Here is a 26,148-nt window from a genome sequence, read left to right as displayed (position 1 = left end):
TCACGGACGGTAGCGTGTCGGCCGTGTTCCCTACCGTCCGTGAGGTCCTCGCCCTGGACCCGGTCCGCCACGGCGCGCCCCGCGTGGTCGCCGGCGACGAAGGGCTGGACCGACCCGTCCGGTGGGTGCACGTCGCCGAGGTGCCGGACATCGCCACCCTGCTCGGCGGTGGCGAACTGGTGCTCACCACCGGCATCGGTCTGCCCGCTGACGACGCCGGGTTGCGCGCGTTCATCGGTGACCTCGCCGACGTCGGAGTCTCCGGGCTCGTCGTCGAGCTGGGCCGCCGGTACGTCAGCGGGGTGCCCCGGGTGATGGCCGCCGCCGCCGAGCGGCGAGGGTTGCCCCTGGTGGAACTGCGCCGGGCCACCCCGTTCGTCCGGATCACCGAGGCGGTGCACGCGCTGATCGTCGACGCGCAGCTCACCGAACTGCGCGCCACCGAGGAGATCCACCAGCGGTTCAACGACCTGTCGGTGGAGGGCGCCGACGCCGCCGAGGTGATCCGACAGGCCGCCGAGCTGTCCGGTTGCCCAGTGGTGCTGGAGAACCTGTCCCGGCAGGTGCTCGGGTACGACCCGGCGGGCGAGAGCGCCGAGTTGCTGCTGGACGGCTGGGAGCAGCACTCCCGGCGGATCCGCCCGGCCGGGCGGACCGCGTACGACCCGGACAGCGGCTGGCTGGTGACCACCGTCGGTGCCCGGGGGCAGGACTGGGGTCGGCTGCTGCTCCGCTGGCCGGCCAGCGGCGACGTGCCCGGCGCCCAGGCCGTCGAACCGACAGCGGGCTCGCCCACCCGGCTCACCATCCTGATCGAGCGGGCCGCGTCCACCCTCGCGCTCGGCCGGCTGATCCGCCGCGACGCCGAGGGCCTGGAGCGGCAGATCCACCGCACCCTGCTCACCGCGCTGCTCGACCACTCCCGCCCGGTCGACGAGGTGGGGCTGCGGGCAAAGGCGCTCGGCGTGGTGCTCGACCGGCGGCACCTGGTCGGCGTGATGGTCCGGCACCGCGCCGACGACCCCGCCGGGGAGGTCGGCCCCGAGGCCAGCCAGGCCCGGCTACGCGATCTCTCCGAGGCGGTCGGCCAGGCCCTGCGGGAGGCGAAACTGACCGCGCTCACCAGCGCCGTCGACGACAACTCGGTGGGCGCGCTCCTGGCCCTGCCGGACCCGGCCGCCGAGGACCGCGCGCTGTCCGCGTTCGCCAGCGCCCTTCGTCAGGTACGCCTCGACGCCGGCACCGGCCGACCGGCACCCGGTGTCGAACCGGCGCGGGCCGCCTCCGGCGTCGACGTGTCCCGCTCCGCAGCCGACGCTTCCCGTGCGGCGGTCGGCGTCGATCCGGCCCGCACGGGCTTCGGCGTGGATCCGACCCGCGCGTCGTTCGGTGTCGAGGCCGCTCGGTCGGGGGTCGGTGTCGACCCGTTCCGGGGAGCTGGCCAGGGTGGCGTGATCGTGGCCGCCGGCTCCGGAGTGGGCACACTGCGGGAAGCCCGACGGTCGCTGGTCGAGGCGCGGCAGATCGCCGAGGCGGCCCGGCGGGACCGGCGTGACCTGCCGATCTTCCGGCTGCCGCACGTCGGTCTGGCCGGGCTGCTGCACCTGCTGCGCGACGAGCCCCGCCTACAGACGTTCGTGGAGCGCGAACTCGGCGCGCTGCTGGAGTACGACGCCCGGCACCCCCGGGAACGGCTGCTCGACACCCTGCGCGCCTACCTGGAGCAGGGGCGCAACAAGTCCGCCGGCGCCGCCGCCGCCCACCTGTCCCGGCCGGCCTTCTACGAACGCCTGGCCCGCATCGCCCGCATCCTCGACGTGGACCTGGACTCGGTAGAGGCCAGCCTCTCCCTACACGTGGCCCTACTGGCCCTGGAAGCAGTCCGCACCCCCTAACCCCCGGGCCGGACTCCACCCCGCCCCACCCCCGCCCCCGCCTCACCCCCGCCCGCGTCGATCAAGGAGTTGTGGTGGGGGGCAAACGTCGCAAAAACGTCTATTGCGCCCACTACAACGCCATGATCGACGCGGGCGGGGTCGGCCTGGCGTAGGGGTGGGCATAGGGGGCCGGGACGCTATCGAGTTGATGTCGTAAACGAATCGCTCGGCTTGGTTCGGCTCGGTTCGGCTCGGCTCGGCGCGGCGCGGCGCGGCGCGGCGCGGCTGGGCGCGGCTCGGCGCGGGTCAATCGTGCCCTGATTCGTTTACGACATCAGCTCCAAAGGAGCAGGGGCACACTCCCCGAGGCGAGGCGAGGCGAGGCGGGGCGAGGCGAGGCGAGGCGGGGAAAGTGGGTCCGCTTCCGAGTCAGGTGAGTGTGGCCAGGGCTTTTGCGTAGGTGGGGGGGATGTGGTTGGGGCCGCCGGGGGTGAAGACGTCCGAGCTGGCCACTGCCGACCAGGCGGTCTCCGGGACGGCGTCGACAAGGGCCTGGATCACCGGGGCGTCGCGCCACTGGTCCTGCTCGGCGAGCAGGCCGAGAGCCACCACCGACTCCTCGACCTCGCCCACGCACTCGAACGGCTTGTGCCCGTCCACGCCCAGCAACTCGCGGTAGCCGGGGATCTGCGACTCGTCGGCCAGCAGGTCACCGCCGAAGATGCCCACCACCCGCTCCCGCGGCATGAACGGTGCCATCGCCAGGAAGACGAAGCGGCACTTCGGGCAGTCGCGGCACCAGCGCTCACTCGCGTCGCGCAGCTTGAACGCCTGGTTGCAGCTGGTCACCACGTCGTCGTACCGGGTGAACTCGGCGAACAGCCGGGCGATGTGCAGCTCGGACAGCGAACGCAGCAGGGAGAAGTACGGGTCGGTCAGGCCGGCGTGCTCGGCCAGCGACGCCCGCAGCAACCCCTCCGCCTCGACGCCCTTGGACCACTGGTGGTTGATCTCGTGGCCGTTCCAGACCAGGTTCGGGTCGGACGCCGAACGCTCGTTGGACATCACCACCGGGCCCAGCCCGTGCAGGACGGCGGTGGCCACCGCGATCAGGGAGTTGATGGCGGTGACCGGGATGTGCCCGTTCAGCGCGCCGGCTGCGTTCAGGTCGAACAGGACCGGGTCGATGCGCCGCCGGGCGGCCAGCGGAACCAGCCCGGACGCCTCGTTGACGGCGACGATCACGTGGTTCGGGTTGACCGAGAACGGCACCGGGTCCAGCTCGGCGCGGCGCAGCGCCTCCAGGCTGACGATCGAGTCCTTGCCGCCGCCGACCGCCGACAGCGGGCGACGGTCCGAGTCGTCGTACACCCGGGGAGACTCCGGCGTCCCGGCCGGCACCTCCGGGCGCAGCTCGAGCACGTGCGGCAGTTGGTTGCGGTACGCGTACTCCGCGAGGCCCTTCGTGTAGACGGCCGTGACGTAGTCGACGGTGGCCGCGCCCAGCGGCGTCGGCAGCAGGAGTCGGGGCGGCGCGGCGGCCTTGTAGTAGCTGACCCCGGCGACGAGGTGCAGCACCTCCAGCACCCGGTTGAGGGTCGCCACCGTCTCGTCGGAGGGCGGCTCCGCCGGCAGCGGAAGCGTGATCACCTCGGTGAACCGTTGCTCACCGGCCGGGCCGGTCAGGGCGTAGTCGAACAACACCTCGCCGGTGGCGAAGTCGATCGAGTAGGACGGGAAGGTGAAGGCGTCCATCCGCCGGAGCTGCTCGTTGGGCACACGCCATACTAGGCCCTGGTTCGTCCGGCCGTGTCCGGACCGGGCCCTGCCAGCCGCCGCCGTGACCCCCGAGGAGAGCCCCGTGCGCCTTTCTGACCTGCGCGGACGTACCGTTGCCGTCTGGGGCACCGGTCGGGAGGGCCGGGCCGCTGTGACCGCCATCGCCGCGCACGGGCCGGCCGAGCTGGTCGCTGTCGACGACAGCGCGAACTTCCTGTCGCTGCCCTGGGACGGTCCACTGGCCGAGGCGGCGCCGCTGGTCACCGGCGAGGCGGGCTTCGAACGGCTGGCCGCCGCGGACGTCGTGGTCCGCTCTCCGGGCGTGCCGCAGACCCACCCGTGGCTGATCGAGCTGCGCCGCCGCGGGATCCTGGTGACCCAGGGCACCGCGTTGTGGATGGCCGACCACGCCGCGCGCACCGTCGGGGTCACCGGCAGCAAGGGCAAGAGCACCACCTCCAGCCTGATCAGTCATCTGCTCACCGCGATGGGCCGGCCGAACGTCTTCGGCGGCAACATCGGGGTGCCGACCCTGGACCTGCCGGAGGCGGAGCTGTACGTGCTGGAGCTGTCCAGCTACCAGTGCAGCGACCTCACCGACTCGCCCCGGGTGGCGGTGGTCACCGCGCTCTTCCCCGAGCACCTGGACGCGCACGGTGGGGAACGGGAGTACTACCGGGACAAGCTCAACCTGCTCGCCCACGACCCGCAGACGATCGTGGTCAACGGCGGCGACCCCCGGCTCGCCGCCGAGTTGGGTGAGCTGCCGGCGGTCCGCGCCGGTCGCCCCGACACCACCCACGTCGCCACCGGCGCCGACGGCACACAGTGGTTCCACTTCGGTGACCAGCCGCTCTTCCCGCGAGCGGTGCTGCCGCTGGTCGGCCGGCACAACGAGGGCAACCTCTGCGTCGCGCTCGCCGTGCTCGACGCGCTCGGCGTGGACGTGGTGGCGAACAAGGACCACCTGGCCGTCGCGGTCGCCGAGTTCCAGGGGTTGGCGCACCGGCTCACCGAGATCATCGACCCGTCCGGGCTGACGTTCGTCGACGACACGCTGGCCACCAGCCCGTACGCGGCAATGCACGCCATCGACGCGTACGACGGGCGGCCGTTGACGGTGATCGTCGGGGGCAACGACAGGGGTCTGGACTACACGCCGTTGGCGGAGCACCTGGCCGAGCGGGAGCTGACAGTGATCGGGATTCCGGACAGCGGCACCCGCATCGTCGAGGTGCTCGCCGGCCTGCCGAAGGTGCGTACCGAACTGGTCGACGACCTGGTGGACGCGGTCCGGCTGTCCCGCGAGGTGACCCCGGCCGGCGGGGTGGTTCTGCTGTCCCCGGCCGCGCCCAGCTACGGCCGGTTCCGCAACTTCGAGCACCGCTCCGAGGTCTTCGCCCAGGCCGTCGCCGACACCGCCCGCTGAGCTGTCAGCGCTGGTGTAGCCCGGCGTGCAGGGCACGCATCGAGCGGACCGCCGAGCGGATCTCCTGGAGGTAGCGCCCCGGCGTGAGCGTCTGCTCGGGCAGCACCGCGAGGTCGGCCAACGTCGGGTCCACCCCGACCGTGTCGATGGCGCACCCGTACGGCACGGCCAGCGTGCGTAGCGCGTCGCAGTGCTGGAACGGCACGTAGATCGGCGCGGTGACCATCAGGACCTTGTCGCCCGGCGCGAGCCGGACGTGGCCGGCCCAGAACCGCTGGGTGTCGGCGGTGTGGGCCCGCCGCTGGTCCGGTTCGCTGGACGGCGCGGCCAGCACCCGGACCGGCGGCAGCCCGTCCGGTCGGTAGGTCCGCGACGACCAGGAGTGGTGCGGGTGGCCGGCGTCGACGCCGTCCTGCTCCGCCGGGGTGGCCACCTCGAACACCCGGCGGACGGCCGTGTCCAGCACGTCCACCTCGGTCTCGTCGGCCGGCAGGCCCGCCTCGGCGAGGGTGCGGCGTTCCCAGTCCGACAGTGGCCGGAAGCTGCCCAGGACGGCGACCTCGCCGCTGACCGGCAGGCCGGCGCGGAGCAGGTGCGCGGCGTAGCCGACGCGGCGTACGCAGGCGTGCGCCAGGCCGCCGAGCACCACCAGGTGGGCGTACGCCGACCGGGCCGGCGGCACCGGGTGGATCAGCCCGAGCGCGGCGGCCGCGTCGAGCACCAGTGTCGCGGTGGCCGGGTCGAGGTCGGGCTCCCGGGCGTCGGGTCGTTCCCGGCCGCCCCGGAAGTCCCAGTGGCGGGCGGAGAAGTCGTCGAGGAAGCGGAGCACGTCGGTGAGGTCACCGTCGGGCCAGGTGCCGCCGAAGTGGGCGACCAGGCCGCGGAGCGGGGTGGAGCAGACCCAGGTTCGGACTTCCGCCGTGATCCGCTCGTCGTCCGTTCCGCTCGACGCCGCCGCGTCCGCTCTGTGCACAGCCGGATGCTACCGGCCCGCTGCGGCGGGGCCTCTGGTTGTGGTCGCTGTCTAGGCTGGCGGGAACGGCTGATTGGGGGATCTCGATGACCCGTGACGTGGCCCGTCAGCGGTTGCGGGAGGGCGGCTCCACCGCCGGCTTCGTCCGGCTGGTGGCGCACACCGATCCGGTGGCGTTGGTCGGCATCACGCTGTCGATCACCCTCAGCATCGTGCTCGACCTCAGCAACGCCGCCTCCGGGGTGGAGTCGCTGTTGGCCGGCCTGATGGGCATCACCATCTCGCTGTTGGTCGACTCGCTGGCCCGCGCGGAGCGCCGTTTCCACCTGCGCACGCTGTTGGACGGTCCGCCCTGGCTGGTCCGCACCACCACGGAGCTGGCCGGGGCCATGCGGTCGGCTGCCGAGCAGCACGCGGGCACCCGGGTCGCGGTGGAGGCGCAGCGCCGCTACGAGCAGTTCCGGTTGGAGGCCGAGCAGCTCGCGGACGGTCGGATCATCCGGCGCGGTGACGAGGACGAGGATCTGGTCGGCGCGACCCGCGCCTGCGTACGTCGGCTGGACGGGTTGACCAACGTGATGCCCCGGGTGAGCGGCGAGTTGAGCTGGTGGCGCAGTGAGATCGGCCGCCGCTACTGGGAGGCCAACGTGGAGGCCCTGCAACGGGGTGTCCAGATAACCCGGGTCTTCGTCTACGCCACGCTGACCGACGATCTGTCCGCCCTGGTGGAGAAGCAGCGCGCGGCCGGGGCGCGGGTGGGTCTGCTGCCCCTCGGGGTGGTGAGCCCGCATCTGCACGTGAACTTGACACTCTGGGACGGGTCGAGCTGTTGGGAGGCCCACATGACCGCGCATGGCGAGATCGGCGAGAATCAGTTCTCGGTCAACCGGACGGATGTCGCTCGGCTCACCCGCGTGTTCGACAGCTGCGCGAACGCCGCGACCTTCCAGGACTGACGGCCCCCAGCGGGGCGGGAACGGGTGAGCCATGACGTGGAGCGCGGTCCTGCTGGTGACGGCCGTGGTCTGGGCGGTCAGCGTGATCCGCTCCGTCCGGCTCCGCGCGTTGGTCTACAGCCTGCCGCTGCCGATGACGCTCGCCCTGGTGACCACCGAGTACCGGGTGGACGGCGCGCAGGTGCTCGGCGTGCTCGGGCTCAACCTCTTCTTCGTCACAGTGGCGGTCACCCACCAGCTGTGGCGTTGGCCGATCCTGCTCGCCGACGTCGCGGGGATCGCCGTCTACGTGGCGCTGAGCGCCGGCCTGTTGGCCGTCGACATCCCGTTCGAGGTGGCCCTCGCCGTCACGCTGGTGCTCTGGCTGGCGGCGATCCTGTGGCTGCGCCGTCGCGCCCGCCGACATGGCGCTTCCGCCGACGAGGCGGTCGCCGTCGCGGAGACCCGCCCGGACGGGCTGCCGGTGTTGCTCAAGCTGGTGGTGATCTTCGTTGGGGCGGTCCTCACCGCGCTGCTCGGCGCGGTGCTGCGCGGCATGGTGGTGACGTTCCCGTACTCGGGGGTGCTGGTCGCCGTCGAGGCCCGCCGGCAGTTGGCGGAGTTCAGTCGGCACTTCGCCCGCAACAGCCTCGCGCTGGTCGGCTTCCTCACCGCGTACCACTACCTTCAGGACGTCTCGTCGGCTGCGGCGCTCGGCGCCGGCTGGGCGGCCTTCGCTGTGGTCGCCGCCGCCCTGCACCTGCCGTTGCGCCCCCGCCAGGTCGCGCACGCCCGAGCGGCGAGCCGCCCGCCGAGGGCACTGCGGCCGGCGACCGAGCCACAGACGCCTACCGGCCTGCCCTGACCAGCTCGGCGATCCGGGTGAGCGGTTCGGCGTACGCGGGCCAGTCGAGGCCGTCGACGCTGAGCGTGGGGCGGCGGCGGACGCCGTCCACCGCGCCCGCGCGCACCATCGCGGTCAGCAGGTCGTACGACCAGGCGGGTTCCAGCAGTGTCCGAAGCTCGGGCACCTCCGGGCGCAGCAGCGACAGCGCGCCGACGAGGGCGGCGGCGGCCCAGTTGGAAGTGCCGCCGACGAGCAGCGCGTCAGCGCCCACCACGCACCGGATCCGCTCGCCCGAGGCGACCACCCGTCCGATCAGGTCCGCCGGTAGGCGGCCCATGCCGAGTTCGTTGCCGCCGTCGCCGATGCCGATGCGGTACGCCGACCCGCAGGTGTAGAGCCGGTCGAGGGGTGCGGTGTGCGCGCCGATGTCCTCGCCGCGCATGTTGCGGGGCCGTCCGTCCACCCCGGGTCCGACCCGTTCGCAGGCGATGAGGTGGGTCAGCCGGCCGTACTCGGGGCGGAGGACTGCGGCCCACTCTTCGTACCCCCGTAGCGGCGCGACGTCGACCGGCAGGCCCGGCGCGGCGGCGGCGACGGCCGCCTCGACCACCGGGGCGCAGGGCTCGTCGGTGACGAGCCGGCACCGGCCACCGAGCAGGCGCAGCGCGGCGGCGATCTGGACCGCGCCGAGCGGGCCGTCGGTCTCCGCGGCGGGTGGCTCGGCGCCGGGGATGAAGAACCCGGTGAACACCGCGGCGTCGGGCGCCCCGGCGGTGGCGAGCGACCGGGCGGCGGCCAGCAGTCCACCCGCCGCGGGCGCTGCCAGCGCCTCGCTGCCCCGGCCCACCTCGCGGGCGGCGACGCGCTCCAGCTCGGCGATCGTCTCTTCGATGCGCACCGCGTGCCTCCCCGGCGACAGTGGACCTACCCACTGTAGCGGTGGGCGGCCATGCTGCGGATCGAGTGGAAGTATGCCGTCAACGCTGCTGAAATCGGCGGTCAATAATGACCATAGCTGTGGAAAGCGTTGACGTGCTGTCAGGTCGGGGCACCCATGCGCTACAGGCTGACAGTTGTTCGCATCGGCCGGCGGTGGGAGCGTGCGATATCCATGAACGCCGCTGAAGGGTTGCCACGATGACCGACGACCTGCTGGCCCGGCACCGGGCCGTGCTCCCGTCCTGGATGCCGTTGTACTACGCCGAGCCACTCGAACTGGTCTCCGGCTCGGGTCGCCGGGTCACCGACGCGCAGGGGCGCAGCTACCTGGACTTCTTCGGCGGCGTGCTGACCAACATGATCGGGTACGACATTCCGGAGATCCGGGAGGCCGTCGAGCGGCAGCTCGCCACCGGCATCGTGCACACCTCGACGCTCTACCTGATCCGTCAACAGGTGGAGCTGGCCGAGAAGATCGCCCAGCGCTCCGGCATCCCGGACGCCCGGGTGTTCTTCACCAACTCCGGCACCGAGGCGAACGAGGCGGCGCTGCTGGTCGCCACCAATCACCGCCGCTCGCACCAGATCCTGGCCGTGCGCAACAGTTACCACGGCCGGTCGTACGCGGCGATGGGCGTCACCGGCAACCGCAACTGGTCGGCCAGCGGCCTCAACCCGCTCCAGGTGGCCTGGCTGCACTCCGGTGACCGGCTGCGCGGCCTGCTGGCCCGGCTCGGCGCCGACGAGCAGGTCGACGCGGCGGTGGAGGACCTGCGCGAGGTGCTGGCCACCCAGACCGCCGGTGACGTGGCCGCGCTGATCGCCGAGCCGATCCAGGGCGTGGGTGGTTTCGTACACCCGCCGGACGGGCTCTTCGCCGGCTGGAAGAAGGTCCTCGACGAGCACGGCATCCTGTTCATCGCCGACGAGGTGCAGACCGGCTGGGGGCGTACCGGGGAGCACTTCTGGGGTTACCAGGCGCACGGCGTCACCCCCGACCTGCTCACCTTCGCCAAGGGCATCGGCAACGGTTTCGCACTGGCCGGGGTGGTCGGCCGGGCCGAGGTGCTGGAGTCGGTGCCGGCCATCAGCTTCTCCACCTTCGGCGGCAACCCGATCTCCACGGCGGCCGGCAACGCGGTGCTCGACTATCTGATCGCGCACGACCTCCAGGCGAACGCGGCCCGCGTCGGCGCGATCCTCGCCGACGGCCTGCGGTCCGCAGTGGGCGGTCTCGACTGCGTCGCCGAGGTACGCGGCAAGGGGCTGATGCTCGGCGTCGAGTTCGTCCGTCCGGGCGGCGGTGAGCCGGATCCGGCGCTGACCAACCTGGTTTTCGAAGCCGCCCGAAACGGTGGCCTGCTGACCGGCAAGGGCGGGCTCTACGGCAACGTGCTGCGGATGGGTCCACCGTTGACGTTGACCGAGGAGGAGGCCCGTGAGGGCCTGGCGATCCTCGTCGACGCGATCCGTTCGGCTGCGGGGGTGGCGGCATGAGCATCGGTCACTTCATCGACGGCAAGCGGGTCGAAGGCACCTCCGAGCGGCGCGGCGACGTGTTCGACCCGGCGACCGGTCGGCGTACCACAGTTGTCGAGCTGGCCTCGTCGGCGGACGTCGACGTGGCGGTGCAGGCCGGCGCCCGCGCGGCGCGGGCCTGGCGGGACGCGTCGCTGGCCCGGCGGTCCGCTGTGCTGTTCGCCTTCCGGGAGTTGGTGCACGCCCGGCGGGACCGGCTCGCCGAGGTGATCACCGCCGAGCACGGCAAGGTGCTCGCCGATGCCGCCGGCGAGGTGCAGCGCGGCCTGGAGGTCATTGAGTACGCGTGTGGCCTGCCGTCGGCGTTGCGCGGCGCGTTCAGCGAGAACGTGTCCACCGAGGTCGACTCGTACACGATCCGGCAGCCGCTCGGCGTGGTCGCGGTGATCTCCCCGTTCAACTTCCCGGTGATGGTGCCGCTGTGGTTCGTGCCGGTGGCGGTGGCCTGCGGCAACGCGGTGGTGCTCAAGCCGAGCGAGAAGGACCCGAGCGCGGCGCTGCTGCTGGCCGAGTGGTTCGCCGAGGCGGGCCTGCCCGACGGGGTGCTCAACGTGGTCAACGGCGACAAGGAGGCGGTCGACGCGTTGCTGGAGCACCCGGAGGTGCGGGCGGTGTCGTTCGTCGGCTCCACGCCGATCGCCCGGTACGTCTACCAACGCGCAACGGCAGCCGGCAAGCGGGTGCAGGCGCTCGGTGGGGCGAAGAACCACATGGTGGTGCTCCCGGACGCCGATCTGGACCTGGCGGCCGACGCGGCGGTGAACGCCGGGTTCGGCTCGGCGGGGGAGCGGTGCATGGCCATCTCGGTGCTGGTGGCGGTGGAGCCGGTGGCGGACGCGCTGGTCGAGCGGATCGCCGCGCGGGTGACCGGTCTGCGCACCGGCGACGGCCGACGGGGCTGCGACATGGGCCCGTTGGTGACCGCCGCGCACGCGGCGACTGTGCGCTCCTACGTGGACGCGGGTGTCGCCGCCGGCGCGGTGCCGGTGGTGGATGGGCGGGACGTGACGCCGGACGGCGACCCGGACGGTTTCTGGCTCGGCCCGACGCTGTTCGACAGGGTGACCCCTGACATGTCGATTTACACCGACGAGATCTTCGGGCCGGTGCTGAGCGTGGTCCGGGTCGGCTCGTACGACGAGGCGGTGGACCTTGTCAACGCCAGCCCGTACGGCAACGGCACGGCGATCTTCACGAACGACGGTGGGGCGGCCCGGCGCTACCAGCACGAGGTGGAGGTGGGCATGGTCGGGATCAACGTGCCCATTCCGGTGCCGATGGCGTACCACTCGTTCGGCGGCTGGAAGTCGTCACTCTTCGGTGACCTGCACGCGCACGGTGAGGACGGGGTGCGCTTCTTCACCCGGGGCAAGGTCGTCACCAGCCGCTGGTTGGATCCGCGCCACGGCGGGGTCAACCTCGGGTTCCCCACCCAGACCTGACGCACGCCGCCGACAACACCAGGCCGGCCCGCCGCGAGGTGGGCCGGCCTTCGTCGGCGTACCCCCGGATTCTCGGGGTGCGACGGCCCGGCGGCGTCGGTCCCTGCGGCTGGTGGTGATAACGGTTCGACAGTCAGGACTTGAAGTCCGAGCCCGGCTGTCGTAGAAATTCTTCAGCAACAGAGCATGAACTGAAGAGAACTACCGCCCCTCGCGCGGCGGACGCCTCCCCCCACAGACCGGCGATCCGCCCGACCCGACCCGAGGAGAACCCATGAACAGGCGTGACATCCTGCGGCGCAGCGCCGCCGCCGGCCTCCTGGCCACCCCCGCCGCCGGTCTGCTGTCCGGCTGCGCCACCGGCGGTGGCGGTGACAAGAACGACGCGGAGATCTACCGGGGCACCAAGAGCGCGCAGAACCCGCTCGGCGTGAAGGAGGACGCCCCCCTCGAAGTGGTGATCTTCGGCGGTGGGTTCGGAGAGGAGTACGCCAAGGCCCACGAGGCCATGTACACCGAGAAGTACCCGAAGGCGAAGATCAAGCACTCCTCCACCCAGGAGATCAGCAAGACCCTCCAGCCGCGCTTCGTCGACGGCTCCCCGCCGGACGTGGTCAACAACTCCGGCACCGGCCAGATCGACTTCAACGGCCTGGTCAGCCAGAACGCCCTCGCCGACCTCGGTGAGCTGCTCGCCGCCCCGAGCCTCGACGCGCCCGGCAAGACCGTCAAGGACACCCTGCTGCCCGGTGCTGTCGAGATCGGCTCCTACGACGGCAAGTTCCTGGTGCTCAACTACACCTACACCGCCTACGGCATCTGGTACTCCAACAAGCTGTTCACCGAACGCAAGTGGGAGTACGCGAAGACCTGGGAGGAGCACATCGCGCTCTGCAAGCAGATCAAGGCCGCCGGCATCGCCCCCTGGACGTACGCCGGCCTGCACCCGCGCTACATGAGCTGGCCGCTGATCTCCACCGCGATCAAGTTCGGCGGCCCGTCGGTGGCCCTCGCGCTCGACAACCTGGAGCCGAACGCCTGGAAGTCCGACTCGATGAAGGCCGCGGCCGACGCCTGGCACCAGATCGTCAAGGACAAGTACATCCTGGAAGGCTCGCCCGGCCTGGACCACAAGCAGTCGCAGACCGCCTGGTGCCAGGGCAAGGCCGCATTCATCTCCTGCGGCTCCTGGCTGGAGAGCGAGCAGAAGGACGTCACCCCGGCCGGATTCAACATGACCATCGCGCCGACGCCGAGCCTGGGCAGCGGCGACAAGCTGCCGTTCGAGGCGATCCGCGGCACGGCCGGTGAACCGTTCCTGGTGCCGGCCAAGGCCCGCAACGTCGCCGGCGGTCTGGAGTACTTCCGGACCATGCTGTCCAAGAAGGGCGCCCAGGACTTCACCAGGAAGGTCGCCAGCCTCACCGTCGTCGCCGGCGCCAGCGAGGGAGTCGAGCTGCCGTACGGGCTGAACACAGTGGTCAAGGCCCTCGACGCGTCCGGCGCCAACGGCTTCAACTGGGTCTACAACAACTACTACCGCAAGTTGGAGCGCAACCTCGTCGACGCCGCGTGCGGCGAGTTCTTCAGCGGCCGGATCGGCCCCGCCGAGTTCCTCGAACAGTGCCAGAAGGGCGCCGACTCGATCGCCCAGGACAGCTCGATCAAGAAGTACAAGCGAGCGGCCTGACCGCCCGGCCGGTGGGGGAGAGATCCACCCCCACCGGCCGTCCCCCCTCGGAGAGGTCCCTCTCGTGAAACATGGCAAGTGGCCGCTGATCGTCACGTTCCTGGTGCCACCGGTGTTGCTGTACGTGTTCTTCGTCGTCTCGCCGTACTTCCAGGCGTTCCAGATCTCCACCACCGACTGGCTCGGCTACTCGGCCGACGCCAACCCGGTCGGACTGGCCAACTTCAAGACCCTCTGGCACGACGACTACGTGTGGAACGCGTTGAAGAACAACGCGATCCTGCTGGGACTGGTGCCGGTGCTGACCATCGTGCTCGGGCTCTTCTTCGCCACCATGCTCGCCATGGGTGGGCGCAAGGGCAGTGCCGGCGTCACCGGCGTACGCGGCGGCGCGCTCTACCGCACCGTCTACTTCTTCCCGCAGGTGCTCTCCGTGGTGATCATCGCGTTGCTGTGGAAGGAGGTGTACCACCCCAACAAGGGGCTGCTCACCACCGCTCTGCACGGCCTCGGCCTGCCCGCTCCGACCTGGCTCGGCGACCCGGCGACCGCCTTCTGGTGCGTGCTCGCGGTGATGGTGTGGAGCAACGTCGGCTTCTACGTGGTGCTGTTCGGCGCGGCGATGTCGGCAGTGCCGAAGGAGATCTACGAGGCCGTCCTGCTCGACGGCGCGTCCCGGTTCACCACCCTGCGCCGGGTCACCCTGCCGCTGCTCTGGGACACCGTCCAGGTCGCCTGGGTCTATCTGGCCATCTTCGCCCTGGACGGGTTCATCCTCGTGCAGCTGATGACCAACGGCGGGCCGAACTTCTCCACCGACGTGATCGGCGTACGCATGTACGACACCGCCTTCGGCAGCGAGACCAAGTTCGGCTACGCCTCGGCCATCGGCGTGGTGATGTTCTTCCTGACCCTCTCGGTGGCGGTGCTGTCGCTGCGCATCGGCCGGCGCGAACGGATCGAGTACTCGTGACCACTCTGGATCAGCCCACAGCGACCGCCCCGAACCCGGTCACCAGCGGGGACCGCCCGGTGCGCCGCGAACTCGGCGTGGCCAACGCCCTCTCGCACGGCTTCCTGCTGCTCTGGGGCCTGCTCACCGTGCTGCCACTGCTGTGGATGTTCATCAGCTCGTTCAAGACCAACGGTGAGATCCTCGCCGACCCCTGGGGGCTCCCCGGCGCGCTGCACCTGGACAACTGGGCGCGGGCCTGGACCGGCGCGCACATCGGTAGGTACTTCCTCAACAGCCTGGTGGTGGTGACCGGCTCGGTCAGCCTCACCATGCTGATGGGTGCCACCGCCGCGTACGTCTTCGCCCGCTACGAGTTCCGCGGCCGCCAGGTCGTCTACTACCTGTTCGTCGGCGGCCTGATGTTCCCGGTGTTCCTCGCCCTGGTGCCGCTCTTCTTCGTGGTCCGCAACGCCGGTCTCTTCAACACCTGGCTCGGGCTGATCCTCGTGTACGCGGCCTACTCGCTGCCGTTCACCGTGTTCTTCCTGACCGCCTTCTTCCGGACCCTGCCGACCTCGGTGGCGGAAGCCGCGCTTGTCGACGGCTGCGGTCACTTCCGGCTCTTCTTCCGGGTGATGCTGCCCATGGCCCGTCCGGGAATGATCAGTGTGGCGATCTTCAACTTCCTCACCCACTGGAACCAGTTCCTGTTGCCGCAGGTGCTGTTGCAGGGCGACGAGTCCAAGTGGATGCTGGCGCAGGGTCTGTTCGCGCTGTCGGTCAGCCAGGGGTACGCCGGCGACTACGCTCGTCTGTTCGCCGGGCTGAGCATCGCGGTGCTCCCGGTGCTTGCCGTCTATGTGGCCTTCCAACGTCAGGTGCAGGCGGGCCTCACCGCAGGGCAGCTCAAGTAGGGTCGGTCAGTGCCTCCCGGTCATCGGGGCGGCTTCCCCGCGTACCCCGGGCGACTGTGGCGGCACCGGCATCGATCTCCAGGCAGCTCGGGTCTGACCGATCCTGATCAGTCGGAACCGCTCGACGTGTGCGCTGCCCGACGTGCGTCGGGCCCTGGAGATCCGGTCGACGCCGGCTCGGCGCGCCGACGCGCCGAGCCGGCCGGTCCTCAGATCGCGAGAGCCCCGCCATCCACCGGGAGGAGTACACCGTGGATGTGTGAGGCGTCCTCACTGGCAAGGAAGATCACGGCAGCGGCGGTGTCCTGCACGTTGCCCGTACGCCTGTCCGGGTTGCTCTCGGCGAGCTTCTCCAGAAGGGGGCGGAGGTCTTCGTTGCCCTCCGTGATGGTCGGTCCGGGGGCGACGGTGTTCACCCGCACACCGTCGGCGGCCAACTCCGCAGCCCACGACCTCGTCAGCGAGTGCAGGCCCGCCTTGCTGGCGCCGTACAGCGAAGTGAACTTGATTCCGTCCACGCCGCCGATCGAGCCGATGTTGATCACGGAGCCGCCACCGCGCTCCACCATGCCGGGCACCAGGGCCGCCGTCAGAAGGAACGGGGCCTTGACGTTGACCTCGAGCGCCTTGTCGATCTGTTCCTCGGTCGACTCCGTCATGGGGTGAGGCGGCACGAGAAAGGCCGCGTTGTTGACCAGGATGTCGATCGGCCGCCCCGCCAGGGTCGTCGCCTCGTGTGCGAGGCGGCGGATCTCGACGCCGCCCGCCGAGAGGTCCGCCTCGATGAAGTGGGCGATGCCGCCGCCCAGCCGCTCATGGCCGGGGCAGGCCACGCGGATACGCGGCCGCCTGCCGCCGTGAGCGCGCTCGTCTCGGGTGCCGCGCGTCGGTGATCGTGCTGGAACCTGGAAAGAGTCCCCTCGTCGCGACCGGAGGGCACTACAACCTGGATCGGGCGCGATCATGCGCGGCGCGCGGTGTGCGGCGCGCGGGGGGCGGGGCGGGGTGGCGCGGCGCGCGGGGCGGGGGTGCTGCGGGCGCGTTGCGCCGGGGGTGTCAGGGGGTGGGGAAGAGGCGGGCGTGCAGGGCGGCCGGGTCGGTCACCTCGGGTAGGCCGCGGGCGGCCAGCCAGGCTGCGGCGGCGGCCCCGTCTCCGGCGGTACGCAGTGGCGCGTCCGGCCAGTGTCGCGCGATCTCGGCCCGGACGGCGGCGGCCAGCGGGGTGTCAGCGGTGAGCAGGCCACCGCCGAGCACGATCGGTGTCACGGCCCCGGCGGGGCGGATCCGGCTCACGCTCTCGGTGAGGTGTGTGGCGGCTTCGCTGATCAGCGAGGCGGCGACCGGGTCGCCGTGGGTGGCGGCGTCGACGACCAGCGGCGCGAGCCGGGCCAGTTCGACGGGGGGCCGACGAGTCACGGTCTGGATGGTGGCGTCGACGGTGTCCCGGGGGCGGGCGGCGATGTCGGCGCTGCCCAGAATCTCGGTGAGCACTGTCGTGGTCAGCGCGCCGAGCCCACTGCCGGCGTCGAGGTCGGCGAGCAGTCGACGTACGGCTTCCCGGCCGAGCCAGAAGCCCGAGCCGGCGTCGCCGAGCAGCCAGCCGTGGCCGTCGGCGATCCGGTCGAGTCGCAGCTCGTGGACCTGGGCGGTGATCGCCCCGGTGCCGGCGATGAGGATGGTTCCGTCCGCGGCGGCGGTGCCTGAGGCGTACGCGACCAGGGCGTCGCCGTGCACCTCGTACGGGCAGCGCAGGCCGGCGTCGTGCCAGGCCTGGTCGAAGGCGTCCCGCCCGGCGGGGTCGGCGAGCAGCCGGCCGGCTCCGGCGAGCCCGATGGTGCCGGCGGCCGCCCGGGTCGGGTCGACGTCGGCGAGCGCGCCGCGGAGCGCGGTCAGCAGTTCGGCGGCGGCGCGTTCGGCGCCGTGGCTGGTGGGGTTGCCGCCGCCGGCGCGGCCGGTGCCGAGGCGTTGCCCGGTGAGGGTGAGGACGGTCGCCCGGGTGGACGTACCGCCGATATCGAGACCCACCACGACGGTGTCGGACATCGGCACGAGTCTCCTTGCGCGGAACGGCGATCTGGCTTGTTCATGCTGGTCGGCGGGGTCGTGCGGGGCAAGTTGTGGCGGGACTGGCGGGCTGTGCACCAGGTAACAGTTTGAAAACTTCGCCCACAGTCTTGACACAGGGGGTCGTTCAGTAAGAACTTTTACCACTAACAGTTAACAGTCTTTTCGGAAAGCTGAGGCGTCTCATGGTTGATCACGAGGTGGACACCGTCGCGGGGACCGCGGTGGTCGACGCCAACGTGATCGACCGGCGGACCTCGGCCTCCGACGGGGTGTTGGCCCGGGTACGCAACGGGCTCGGCGAGTTGACCGGCGCCCTGCGTCGGGTCGCCGAGCACGTGCTCAGCGACCCGGAGGCCGCCGCCCGGTCGACAATCGTCGAGCTGGCCGAGCGCAGTGGCACCTCACCGGCGACCATCACCCGCTTCTGCCGGGCGATGGGCTTCGAGGGGTACGCCGACCTGCGGCTGGGCATCGCCTCCGAGACCGGCCGGGCCCGCTCGGCCGGTTGGACGGTCGACATCGGACGGGAGATCCAGCCGAGCGACCCGCTCGCCCGGGTGCTCGACCAGATCATGGCCGCCGACACCCGGGCCATGCACGACACCGCCACACTGCTCGACCTCACCGAGGTGGAACGGGCCGCTGTGGCGATCGCCGGCGCCAGCAGGGTGAACATCTTCGGTGCCAGTGGCAGCGCCCTGGTCGGTGAGGAGATGCAGTTCAGCCTGCACCGCATCGGTGTGGCCGCGTGGGCGTGGAACGACGTGCACGAAGGGCTGGCCAGCGCCGCGTTGCTGCGATCGGGGGACGTGGCGCTCGGCATCTCGCACACCGGGCAGACCCGGGAGACGATCGAGATGCTCGCCGAGGCGGGCAGCCGGGGCGCCACCACGCTCGCGCTCACCGGCTTCCCCCGCTCCCCGTTGGCCGAGCTGGCCGACATCGTGCTGCTCACGGCCAGCCAGGCGACCACCTTCCGACCGGACGCGCTCTCCGCCCGGCACCCCCAACTGGTGGTGCTCGACCTGCTCTACATCGCCGTCGCCCAACGCACGCACGACCGCGCGCACGCGGCCTTCCGGCGGACAGCGCAGGCAGTCGACGGGCACAAGGCGGCGAAGGGAGCCCTCTCATGATCAGCGCCCAGGGGTACGCGGACGCCGTCCGCCCGGTGCTCGACCGCCTGCTCGACTCGGAGGCCGACGGGATCACCCGGGCCGCCGACCTGATCGCCGACAGCCTGCGCGACGGCGGCGTGCTCCAGGCGTTCGGCGCCGGGCACTCGGAGGCGTTCGCCGCCGAGCTGGTCGCCCGGGCCGGCGGGTTGGTCCCCACCAACAGGCTCTCGGTCCGGGACCTGGTGATGCACGGTGACGCCCCGCGTGACGTGCTCGCCGACCCCAAGCTGGAACGTGATCCCTCCATCGCCCACCAGATCTACGCGCTCGCGGCGCCCCAGCCGCGCGACGTGTTCGTCGTGGCGTCCCAATCCGGCATCAACGGCTCGGTGGTCGAGCTGGCGGCGCTGGTCACCGAGCGCGGTCACCCGTTGATCGCGGTCACCTCGGTCGAGCACACCGCGCGGGTCGCCCCACGGCACCCGTCCGGGCACCGGCTCGCCGACCTCGCCGACGTCGTGCTGGACAACGGCGCGCCGTACGGCGATGCACTGCTGCCGCTCGAGGGCGGCGGCGCGGTCTGTGCGGTCTCCTCGGTCACCACGGCGCTGCTGGCGCAGTTGCTGACCGCGGAGGTGGTACGACGGTTCCACCAGGCCGGGGAGGTACCCCCTATCTACCTCTCCGCCAACGTCCCCGGCGGGGACGAGCACAACCTCGCCCTCGAGTCGCGGTACGCCGGACGTCTCCGGCGTACCGCATGACCCGAATTTCACAAGGAGAGACGACGATGTCGATTACCCCCGAACACCCGGCCGCACTCGACCGTCGCACGGTGCTGCGTCGCGCCGCCGCCGTGGGCATGCTCGCCACTCCGGCCATCGGCCTGCTCGGCGCCTGCGCCACCAGCGGCAGCGACGGTGACAACGAGCAGGTCGCCGGCGGCACCAAGAGCGAGAAGAACCCGCTGGGCGTCAAGGAGGACGCCGCGATCGAGGTGGTCATCTTCAACGGTGGCTACGGCGAGAAGTACGCCACCGACGTGCACGAGCCGCTGTACAAGAAGGCGTTCCCCAAGGCCGAGGTCAAGCACCAGGCCACCCAGGCCGTCTCCACTGTGCTCCAGCCGCGGTTCGCCTCCGGTAACCCGCCGGAGTTCGTGAACAACTCGGGCGAGAAGCTGATGGACTTCGGGGCGCTCGTGGCCGACGGTCAGCTCCAGGACCTCACCGAGCTGTGGGACGCACCGTCTGTCGACGACCCGAGCAAGAAGGTCCGCGACACGGTGGTGCCGGGCACCATCGAGGCCGGTTCGTTCAACGGCAAGCCGTTCGTCCTGTACTACGTCTCCACCGTCTTCGGCATCTGGTACTCGGGCAAGCTGTTCAAGGACAACGGCTGGGCGCCGGCGAAGGACTGGAACGAGTTCATGGCCCTGCTCACGAACATCAAGGCCAAGGGCATCACCCCGTACGGCTACGCCGGGGCGAACGCTGCGTACTACCAGTGGAACGTGATCCTCACCCACGCCGCCAAGATCGGTGGCACCGACGTGCTGAAGAACATCGACAACCTGGAGGACGGTGCCTGGAAGCAGGACGCCGTCAAGCAGGCTGCCGCGGCGTGGGCCGAGGTCGGCGCGAAGTTCAGCGACAAGAGCTTCGAGGGGCTCAAGCACACCGACGTGCAGCTGCGGCAGAACCAGTACAAGGTGGCCATGTACCCCAGCGGTGACTGGCTGGAGGGCGAGCAGAAGAAGGACACGCCGGCCGGCTTCGACTACCAGCTCATGCCGGTGCCGAGCCTGTCCGCCTCGGACAAGCTGCCGGCCACCGCGCTGCGCGCCACCGCCGGTGAGGGCTACTTTGTCTCGGCGAAGAGCAAGAACCCCAAGGGCGGGCTGGAGTACATGCGCCAGATGCTGTCGAAGGAGGGGGCGAAGGGCTTCACCGAGGTGGTCAAGGCCCCGACCGTGGTCACCGCCGGCTCGGAGGGCTTCGCCTTCCCGCCCGGTGTGGCCAGCTCCCAGGCCGCGCTCAAGGCGGCCGGTCAGGACGTGTTCAACCTGTACTTCGACGGTTGGTACAAGGAGCTCGACACGGAGGCGCGTACCGCCACCAACGAGCTGATGTTCGGCCGGATCAACGCCGACGCCTTCGTGGAGCGGATCCAGAAGCGCGCCGACGCCATCAAGAAGGACAGCTCCGTCACCAAGTTCAAGCGCTGATCGATCGGAGCTAGGGTCATGCGGCACGGCAAGTATCCATTCGTGATCGGGTTCCTGTTCGCCCCGGTCGCGCTGTACGTGACATTCGTGATCTGGCCGTACGCGCAGGCGTTCCAGATCTCGATGACCAACTGGCGAGGGCTGTCGGCCCCGCAGTGGGTGGGCTTCGACAACTACCGGAGGTTGCTCGACGACGGGGCCTTCTGGAAAGCGGTCCAGCACCACGGCGTACTGCTGCTTGCCCTGCCGCTGATCACCATTGCCATCGCCCTGTTCTTCGCCTTCCTGCTCAACGTGGGCGGCAAGAGCAGCGGCGGGCAACGCCAGGGGGTCTGGGGGGCGAAGTTCTACCGGGTGGTGTTCTTCTTCCCCCAGGTCCTGGCGGTGGCCATCATCGCTGTGTTGTTCCAGATGGTGTACCGGCCGAACGAGTCCGGCCTGATCAACGGCGTGTTGATGAAGTTCGGCATCGAGCCGGTCCTCTTCCTCATCAAGCCGAACCTGGCCCTCTGGTCGATCATCGCGGTGCTGGTGTGGCAGGCGGTCGGCTTCTACGTGGTGCTCTTCTCGGCCGGGATGGCCTCCATCCCCGGTGAGATCTACGAGGCCGCCGAGATGGACGGGGCGACGAAGGTGACCCTGTTCTTCCGGGTCACCCTGCCGCTGCTGTGGGACACCCTCCAGGTGGCCTGGGTGTACCTCGGGATCGCGGCGTTCGACGCGTTCGCCATCGTCGCGGTGCTCTCGGTGGACGGTGGCGGCCCGGACGGCGCCACCACGGTTCTCGCCATGGAGATCTACCGCAACGCGTTCGTCTACTCGAAGTACGGCTACGCCTCGGCGATGGGCGTGGCGCTGTTCTTCCTCACCCTCACGTTCGCGGCGCTGACGCTGCGGCTCACCAAGCGGGAAAGCGTGGAGTACTGATGAATCCGCAGTCGACGCTGCCGCCGACGCCGGCGGCGCTGCCGCCGAAGACCGGTGACCCGTCCGCCCCCACCGGGTCGGGGCCGAAGGGCCCCCGCTCGGAGGTACGGTTCTTCGCCAGCCTGGGGCACGTCGCGCTCGCCGTGTGGGCGGTGATCGTGATCGTGCCGATCCTCTGGACCTTCCTCGCCGCGTTCAAGAACACCAGCGAGATCTTCAGCAGCCCGTGGACGCTGCCGGCCGAGCTGCGCTGGGAGAACTTCGGGCGGGCCTGGACCAAGGCGCACGTCGGGCGGTACTTCCTCAACAGCGTGATCGTGGTGTCGTGCAGCACGTTCCTCACCATGCTGCTCGGTTCGATGGCCGCGTACGTGCTGGCCCGCTACAAGTTCTGGGGGAACCGGGCGGTCTACTTCCTGTTCGTCTCGGGGTTGGCCTTCCCGGTCTTCCTGGCGCTGGTGCCGCTCTTCTTCGTGGTGAAGAACCTCGGTCTGTTGGACACCCACACCGGCGTGGTGCTGGTCTACACCGCGTACTCGTTGCCGTTCACAGTGTTCTTCCTGGCCGCGTTCTTCAAGACGCTGCCGTCGTCGGTGGCCGAGGCGGGGATGATCGACGGCTGCGGGCACAGCCGACTGTTCTTCCAGGTGATGATGCCGATGGCGAAGCCGGGTCTGATCAGCGTCGCGATCTTCAACATCATCGGTCAGTGGGCGCAGTACCAACTCCCGTTGGTGTTGCTCTCCAACGCCAAGGACAAGTGGGTGCTCACCCAGGGCATCGCCGACATCTCGGTCAACGCCGGTTACGAGGCGGACTGGTCCGGGTTGTTCGCCGCGCTGACCATCGCCATCCTCCCGATGATCATCGTGTATGCGGTGTTCCAGCGTCAGATCCAGGCCGGCCTCACCTCCGGCGCGGTGAAGTAGGACGCCTCAGCGCTCGTCGACGCGGGTGTGCCAGGAGCGCCACAGGGCCGCGTACGCTCCGCCGGCCGCGACAAGCTCGTCGTGGCTGCCGATCTCGGTGATCCGACCGTCGGCGAGCACGGCCACCCGGTCGGCGTCGTGCGCGGTGTTGAGCCGGTGCGCGATCGCGATGACGGTCCGCCCGACCAGCACGGCGGCCAGCGCGCGTTCGGTGCGGCGGGCGGTGGACGGATCGAGCGCGGCGGTCGCCTCGTCCAGTATCAGCGTGTGCGGGTCGGCGAGCACCAACCGGGCCAGCGCGAGCTGTTGGGCCTCGGCCGCACCGAGTTGACGGGCCCCGTCGCCGAGCTGGGTGTCCAGGTCGTCGGGTAGCCCGGCAAACCAGTCGGCGCCCACCGTGAGCAGCGCGGCGCGCATCTGCTCGTCGGAGGCGTCGGGCGCGGCGAAGGAGAGGTTGTCGCGTACCGAGCCGATGAAGACGTGGTGCTCCTGGGTGACCAGGGCGATCCGGCGGCGACGCTCGGCCGGGTCGAGGTCGGTGACCGGGCAGCCGCCGATGCTGACGACGCCCTGGCGCGGCGCGTCGATCCCGGCCAGCAGACGGGCCAGTGTGGACTTGCCAGCGCCGGACGGGCCGACGACGGCCAGCCGCTCACCGGGCTGCACCTCCAGGTCGATGCCGTGCAGCACGTCCGTCCCGTCGGAGTAGGAGAACCGGGCGCCTCGAACGACGAGCCGCTCGCCCCGTGACGAGGCGGTCGTGCCGGCTGCTTCGGGCGGGACCAGACCCACGCCGAGCAGCCGCGCGTACGACGCGAACCCGCGTTGCGCCTGTTCGGTCCACTGCAACAGCCGGTCCAACGGGTCGATCGCCTGTTGCAGGTAGAGCGCGCCGGCGACCACCGCGCCCAGCGACACCATGTCCCGGGAGAGCAGGTAGCCCCCGACGAGCAGGACCATGGCGACCGGCAGCGGATAGCTGGCCTCGACGACTGAGAAGAACACGGTACGCAGCGCGAGGGTCGCCCGACGGGCCTGCCACACCGCTGTGACGCGGGTGGTGCCGTGCCGGATCCGGTCGTCGGCCAGCCGCAGCGCCTCCACGGTGCGCGCGCCCTCGGCGGTGGTGGTCAGCGTCTCGGTCAGCTCGGCCGCCGCCGCGCCCTCGGTGAGGTACGCGGAGCTGGCCCGGCGCAGGTACCAGCGGGTCACCCCCACGATTGACGGGAGCCCGGCCAGCGCGGCCAACCCGAGCAGCGGGTGCAGCAGGAAGATGGCCCCGAACAGCAACGTCAACTGCACCGTGGCGATGACGATGGTGGGCACCACGTCCCGGACCGTGGTGCCGACCGTCGACACGTCGACCGAGCTGCGGGTGGCCAGGTCCCCGGAGCCGGCACGCTCGACGACCGAGACGGGTAGCCCGAGAGTCCGGGAGACGAACTCCTCGCGCAGCTCGGCGACGGCCCGTTCGCCGAAGCGGTGGCCGGCGTACTGGGCGTACCGGGAGAGCAGGGCGCTGACCAGGACGCAGCCGGCGATGGCCAGTGCCAGTCGGTCCACGGTGGCCACGTCCGCGCCCGCGGTGACCCGGTCGACGATGGTGCCCAGCAGCCACGGCGGGGCGAGCCCGGCGACCGCGGCGGCACTGTGCAGCGCCAGCACGACCCAGACGGCGCGCCGGTGCCGGCTGATCATGTCCCGCAGGGCCCGGCGTACGGTGCCGCGGTCGGCGACGGGCAGCCGGCTCACCGGTACGCCTCCTCGCTGCCGCGGGCCACCAGGTGCCGGTAGGCCGGGTCGTCGTCGAGCAGGTCGGCGTGGCTGCCGGTGGCGGTGATCCGGCCGGCGCTCAGCAGCGCGACCAGGTCGGCCCGGCCGAGCAGCAGCGGCGACGTGGCGATCACCACTGTGGTCTGCCCGGCCCGCGCAACCTGCAGCCGCTCGGCGATCCGCGCCTCGGTGTGCGCGTCCACCGCCGACGTCGGGTCGACGAGGATCAGCACCTCCGGTTCGATGCTCAACGCCCGGGCCAGGCGCACCCGTTGACGTTGACCGCCGGAGAGCGTCCGGGCTCGGGCGTCGATCGGAGTGTCCAGCCCGGCGGGCAGGGCGTCGACGACGTCCTGCGCCGAGGCGGTCCGCACTGCCGCGCCGATCCGTTCGTCGTCGCCGTCGGCCCCGGCGCACAGGATGTCGCGCAGCGTGCCGGCGAAGAGGTAGGAGTCGTGGTCGGCGACGAGGATCCGCGCGCGGACCTCGTCCAGGGCGACCTCGCGCAGCGGCACGGCCCCCCAGGTGACGTCACTGGCGACGTACCGGCCGAGCCGGTCGGCCAGTGCGACGGCCGCCGCCGGATCATCTGCCGCCACCCCGGTCAGTTGGCCGGCGCGCACGGTCAGGCCGCTAACCGGGTCGTGCAGGTCGGCCGGGCGGTCCGGCCCGGCCCGGTCGTCGGGCTGGCGTGCCTCGGGCACGGCGCCCGGCCACCGGCGGCCCGGGCCACCGACGTCGTCCGGCGTCACGTTGAGCAGGTCGGCGATCCGTCGGGCGGCGACCCGACCGCGGATGAGCTGGTAACTGCCCTCCAGCAGAAACCAGACCGGCACGATCAGGGTCGCCACGTAGCCGTAGACGGCGACCAACTCGCCGATCGTGACGTCACCGGTCACCGCCATCCGGGCCGTCAGCCACACCACCGCCGCCAGGAACAACCCGGGGATGGCGACCGTCGCCGCGTCGATCCAGCTGTTGACAGCGCCGACCCGGTAGCCCTCGGCGCGTAGCTCCTGGGACCGGGCCGCGTACCGTCGGGCGAACAGGTCCCGGCCGCCCACCCCGGCGAGCACCCGCAGCCCGGCCACGATGTCACCGGATCGGGCGGTGAGCGCGCCCTGTTGCCGGCGGTAGACCGACTCGACCTGCTCCAGGCGGCGCAGCAGCGGCCCCACGATCAGACCGACGACCGGCACCCCCACCAGCACGCAGAGCGCGAGCATCGGGGAGATCGACCAGAGCACCACCGCTATCACCCCGTACGCGACGACAGCGCCGACGCCCGGCCCGGTCAGCGTCAGCACCTGCGCCGTCCAGTCGATGTCGGAGCCGCCGATGGTGGACACCTCACCCGCCCCGACCCGGCGGGGCAGCACCGCGCCGATGCGGGACAGGTGGCGCAGCAGGACCTCCGCCGAGCGGGCCTTGGCGTCCTCCCGGATGAAGGTCATCGTGCGGTGCCGCATGATGCCCAGGTACGACAGGGCCACGCCAGCGACGACGATCGCCGTGACCCAGAGCGCCAGGGCCCGGGTGTCGCGTTCGCGCAGCCCGTCGTCGACGGCGCGGGCGATCAGGTAGGGCCGGGCCGAGAGCCCGATCATCCAGGCCGTGCCGATCAGGCTGCCGCGCAGCACCCGCCAGGGTTGGCGGCGGACGAGCCACCACAGGTAGCGCATCGGACCGCGGGCGTCGGGGGTGCCAGGATCGGGATGCGGGATCTGCGGAGGCACCCGATCACGTTACCGACCGGCAGTGACACCCCACCGACCCGATCTTGGTGAG

The 26,148-nt window shown here is 71.1% G+C and carries 21 protein-coding genes; 14 read left to right on the top strand and 7 right to left on the bottom strand.

The window, feature by feature from the left end; genetic code table 11:
* Positions 1-14: 14 nt before the first annotated feature.
* Positions 15-1,895: a PucR family transcriptional regulator ligand-binding domain-containing protein gene (locus AB0K35_RS26775; protein WP_238672650.1), complete on the top strand. Its 1,881-nt coding sequence runs from the start codon at positions 15-17 to the stop codon at positions 1,893-1,895.
* A 411-nt stretch (positions 1,896-2,306) separates the two neighbouring features.
* Here AB0K35_RS26775 and AB0K35_RS26770 read toward each other — a convergent pair whose 3' ends face one another.
* Positions 2,307-3,656 (bottom strand): hypothetical protein, encoded by a 1,350-nt coding sequence (locus tag AB0K35_RS26770; protein WP_363888557.1) that lies wholly within the window; start codon positions 3,654-3,656, stop codon positions 2,307-2,309.
* Between the two features lie 82 nt (positions 3,657-3,738).
* Here AB0K35_RS26770 and murD point away from each other — a divergent pair, with 82 nt between their 5' ends.
* Positions 3,739-5,085, top strand: a complete 1,347-nt coding sequence (murD, locus tag AB0K35_RS26765; protein WP_363888554.1) for a UDP-N-acetylmuramoyl-L-alanine--D-glutamate ligase — start codon at positions 3,739-3,741, stop codon at positions 5,083-5,085.
* A gap of 4 nt (positions 5,086-5,089) precedes the next feature.
* Here the strand turns inward: murD and AB0K35_RS26760 are convergent, their stop codons facing one another.
* Positions 5,090-6,058, bottom strand: coding sequence for a hypothetical protein (locus AB0K35_RS26760; protein ID WP_238672646.1), 969 nt, complete (start codon positions 6,056-6,058; stop codon positions 5,090-5,092).
* An 86-nt stretch (positions 6,059-6,144) separates the two neighbouring features.
* Here AB0K35_RS26760 and AB0K35_RS26755 point away from each other — a divergent pair, with 86 nt between their 5' ends.
* Both AB0K35_RS26755 and AB0K35_RS26750 read left to right on the top strand, forming a co-directional pair.
* Complete coding sequence (locus AB0K35_RS26755) at positions 6,145-7,014, top strand: hypothetical protein (RefSeq protein WP_238672644.1); 870 nt, start codon at positions 6,145-6,147, stop codon at positions 7,012-7,014.
* Between the two features lie 31 nt (positions 7,015-7,045).
* The gene (locus AB0K35_RS26750; RefSeq protein WP_363888550.1) at positions 7,046-7,858 is read left to right on the top strand and encodes a hypothetical protein; all 813 of its coding nucleotides are present in this window, start codon (positions 7,046-7,048) and stop codon (positions 7,856-7,858) included.
* Here AB0K35_RS26750 and AB0K35_RS26745 read toward each other — a convergent pair.
* On the bottom strand, positions 7,842-8,738 hold the full coding sequence (locus AB0K35_RS26745; RefSeq protein WP_363888548.1) for a glutamate cyclase domain-containing protein: 897 nt from the start codon (positions 8,736-8,738) through the stop codon (positions 7,842-7,844). The genes AB0K35_RS26750 and AB0K35_RS26745 overlap by 17 nt on opposite strands.
* 239 nt (positions 8,739-8,977) lie before the next feature.
* On the opposite strand from AB0K35_RS26745, the gene AB0K35_RS26740 reads away from it, so the two are divergent.
* The 5 genes from AB0K35_RS26740 to AB0K35_RS26720 all read left to right on the top strand — a co-directional run bounded on the left by AB0K35_RS26740 (position 8,978) and on the right by AB0K35_RS26720 (position 15,319).
* Positions 8,978-10,276 carry an aspartate aminotransferase family protein gene (locus AB0K35_RS26740; protein WP_357361465.1) on the top strand — a complete coding sequence of 433 codons (1,299 nt, stop codon included), beginning with the start codon at positions 8,978-8,980 and terminating at the stop codon, positions 10,274-10,276.
* Positions 10,273-11,760, top strand: a complete 1,488-nt coding sequence (locus tag AB0K35_RS26735; protein ID WP_363888545.1) for a CoA-acylating methylmalonate-semialdehyde dehydrogenase — start codon at positions 10,273-10,275, stop codon at positions 11,758-11,760. The genes AB0K35_RS26740 and AB0K35_RS26735 overlap by 4 nt, the downstream gene beginning before the upstream one ends.
* A 274-nt stretch (positions 11,761-12,034) precedes the next feature.
* Positions 12,035-13,450 (top strand): N-acetylglucosamine/diacetylchitobiose ABC transporter substrate-binding protein, encoded by a 1,416-nt coding sequence (ngcE, locus tag AB0K35_RS26730; protein WP_363888543.1) that lies wholly within the window; start codon positions 12,035-12,037, stop codon positions 13,448-13,450.
* Between the two features lie 64 nt (positions 13,451-13,514).
* Complete coding sequence (locus tag AB0K35_RS26725; protein WP_238672637.1) at positions 13,515-14,423, top strand: sugar ABC transporter permease; 909 nt, start codon at positions 13,515-13,517, stop codon at positions 14,421-14,423.
* Positions 14,420-15,319: a carbohydrate ABC transporter permease gene (locus AB0K35_RS26720; RefSeq protein ID WP_363888540.1), complete on the top strand. Its 900-nt coding sequence runs from the start codon at positions 14,420-14,422 to the stop codon at positions 15,317-15,319. Before AB0K35_RS26725 ends, AB0K35_RS26720 begins: the two co-directional genes overlap by 4 nt.
* 209 nt (positions 15,320-15,528) lie before the next feature.
* On the opposite strand, the gene AB0K35_RS26715 is transcribed toward AB0K35_RS26720, so the two are convergent.
* Positions 15,529-16,152, bottom strand: coding sequence for an SDR family oxidoreductase (locus AB0K35_RS26715; RefSeq protein WP_363888538.1), 624 nt, complete (start codon positions 16,150-16,152; stop codon positions 15,529-15,531).
* 223 nt (positions 16,153-16,375) lie between these two features.
* Positions 16,376-17,362 (bottom strand): BadF/BadG/BcrA/BcrD ATPase family protein, encoded by a 987-nt coding sequence (locus tag AB0K35_RS26710; protein WP_363888535.1) that lies wholly within the window; start codon positions 17,360-17,362, stop codon positions 16,376-16,378.
* A gap of 206 nt (positions 17,363-17,568) precedes the next feature.
* Here AB0K35_RS26710 and AB0K35_RS26705 point away from each other — a divergent pair, with 206 nt between their 5' ends.
* The 5 genes from AB0K35_RS26705 to AB0K35_RS26685 are packed head-to-tail and all read left to right on the top strand — an operon-like array spanning position 17,569 to position 22,587.
* Positions 17,569-18,522, top strand: coding sequence for a MurR/RpiR family transcriptional regulator (locus tag AB0K35_RS26705; RefSeq protein WP_238672633.1), 954 nt, complete (start codon positions 17,569-17,571; stop codon positions 18,520-18,522).
* The gene (locus AB0K35_RS26700) at positions 18,519-19,268 is read left to right on the top strand and encodes an SIS domain-containing protein (RefSeq protein WP_091403970.1); all 750 of its coding nucleotides are present in this window, start codon (positions 18,519-18,521) and stop codon (positions 19,266-19,268) included. Before AB0K35_RS26705 ends, AB0K35_RS26700 begins: the two co-directional genes overlap by 4 nt.
* A 26-nt stretch (positions 19,269-19,294) precedes the next feature.
* Positions 19,295-20,731, top strand: a complete 1,437-nt coding sequence (gene ngcE, locus AB0K35_RS26695) for an N-acetylglucosamine/diacetylchitobiose ABC transporter substrate-binding protein (RefSeq protein WP_238672632.1) — start codon at positions 19,295-19,297, stop codon at positions 20,729-20,731.
* 18 nt (positions 20,732-20,749) lie between these two features.
* Entirely contained in the window at positions 20,750-21,658 is a 909-nt protein-coding gene (locus tag AB0K35_RS26690; protein ID WP_238672630.1) for a sugar ABC transporter permease, read from the top strand.
* Positions 21,658-22,587, top strand: a complete 930-nt coding sequence (locus AB0K35_RS26685) for a carbohydrate ABC transporter permease (RefSeq protein WP_238672628.1) — start codon at positions 21,658-21,660, stop codon at positions 22,585-22,587. Before AB0K35_RS26690 ends, AB0K35_RS26685 begins: the two co-directional genes overlap by 1 nt.
* 6 nt (positions 22,588-22,593) lie before the next feature.
* On the opposite strand, the gene AB0K35_RS26680 is transcribed toward AB0K35_RS26685, so the two are convergent.
* Positions 22,594-24,285: an ABC transporter ATP-binding protein gene (locus tag AB0K35_RS26680; RefSeq protein ID WP_363888645.1), complete on the bottom strand. Its 1,692-nt coding sequence runs from the start codon at positions 24,283-24,285 to the stop codon at positions 22,594-22,596.
* A 50-nt stretch (positions 24,286-24,335) separates the two neighbouring features.
* Positions 24,336-26,042: an ABC transporter ATP-binding protein gene (locus tag AB0K35_RS26675; protein WP_363888643.1), complete on the bottom strand. Its 1,707-nt coding sequence runs from the start codon at positions 26,040-26,042 to the stop codon at positions 24,336-24,338.
* Positions 26,043-26,148 lie beyond the last annotated feature (106 nt).

Origin of the sequence: Micromonospora sp. NPDC053740, assembly GCF_040677775.1 — a bacterium.
Lineage (GTDB): Bacteria > Actinomycetota > Actinomycetes > Mycobacteriales > Micromonosporaceae > Micromonospora > Micromonospora alfalfae.
Note: the sequence above shows the minus strand (reverse complement) of the source record. Positions and strands in the feature narration are given on the sequence as shown.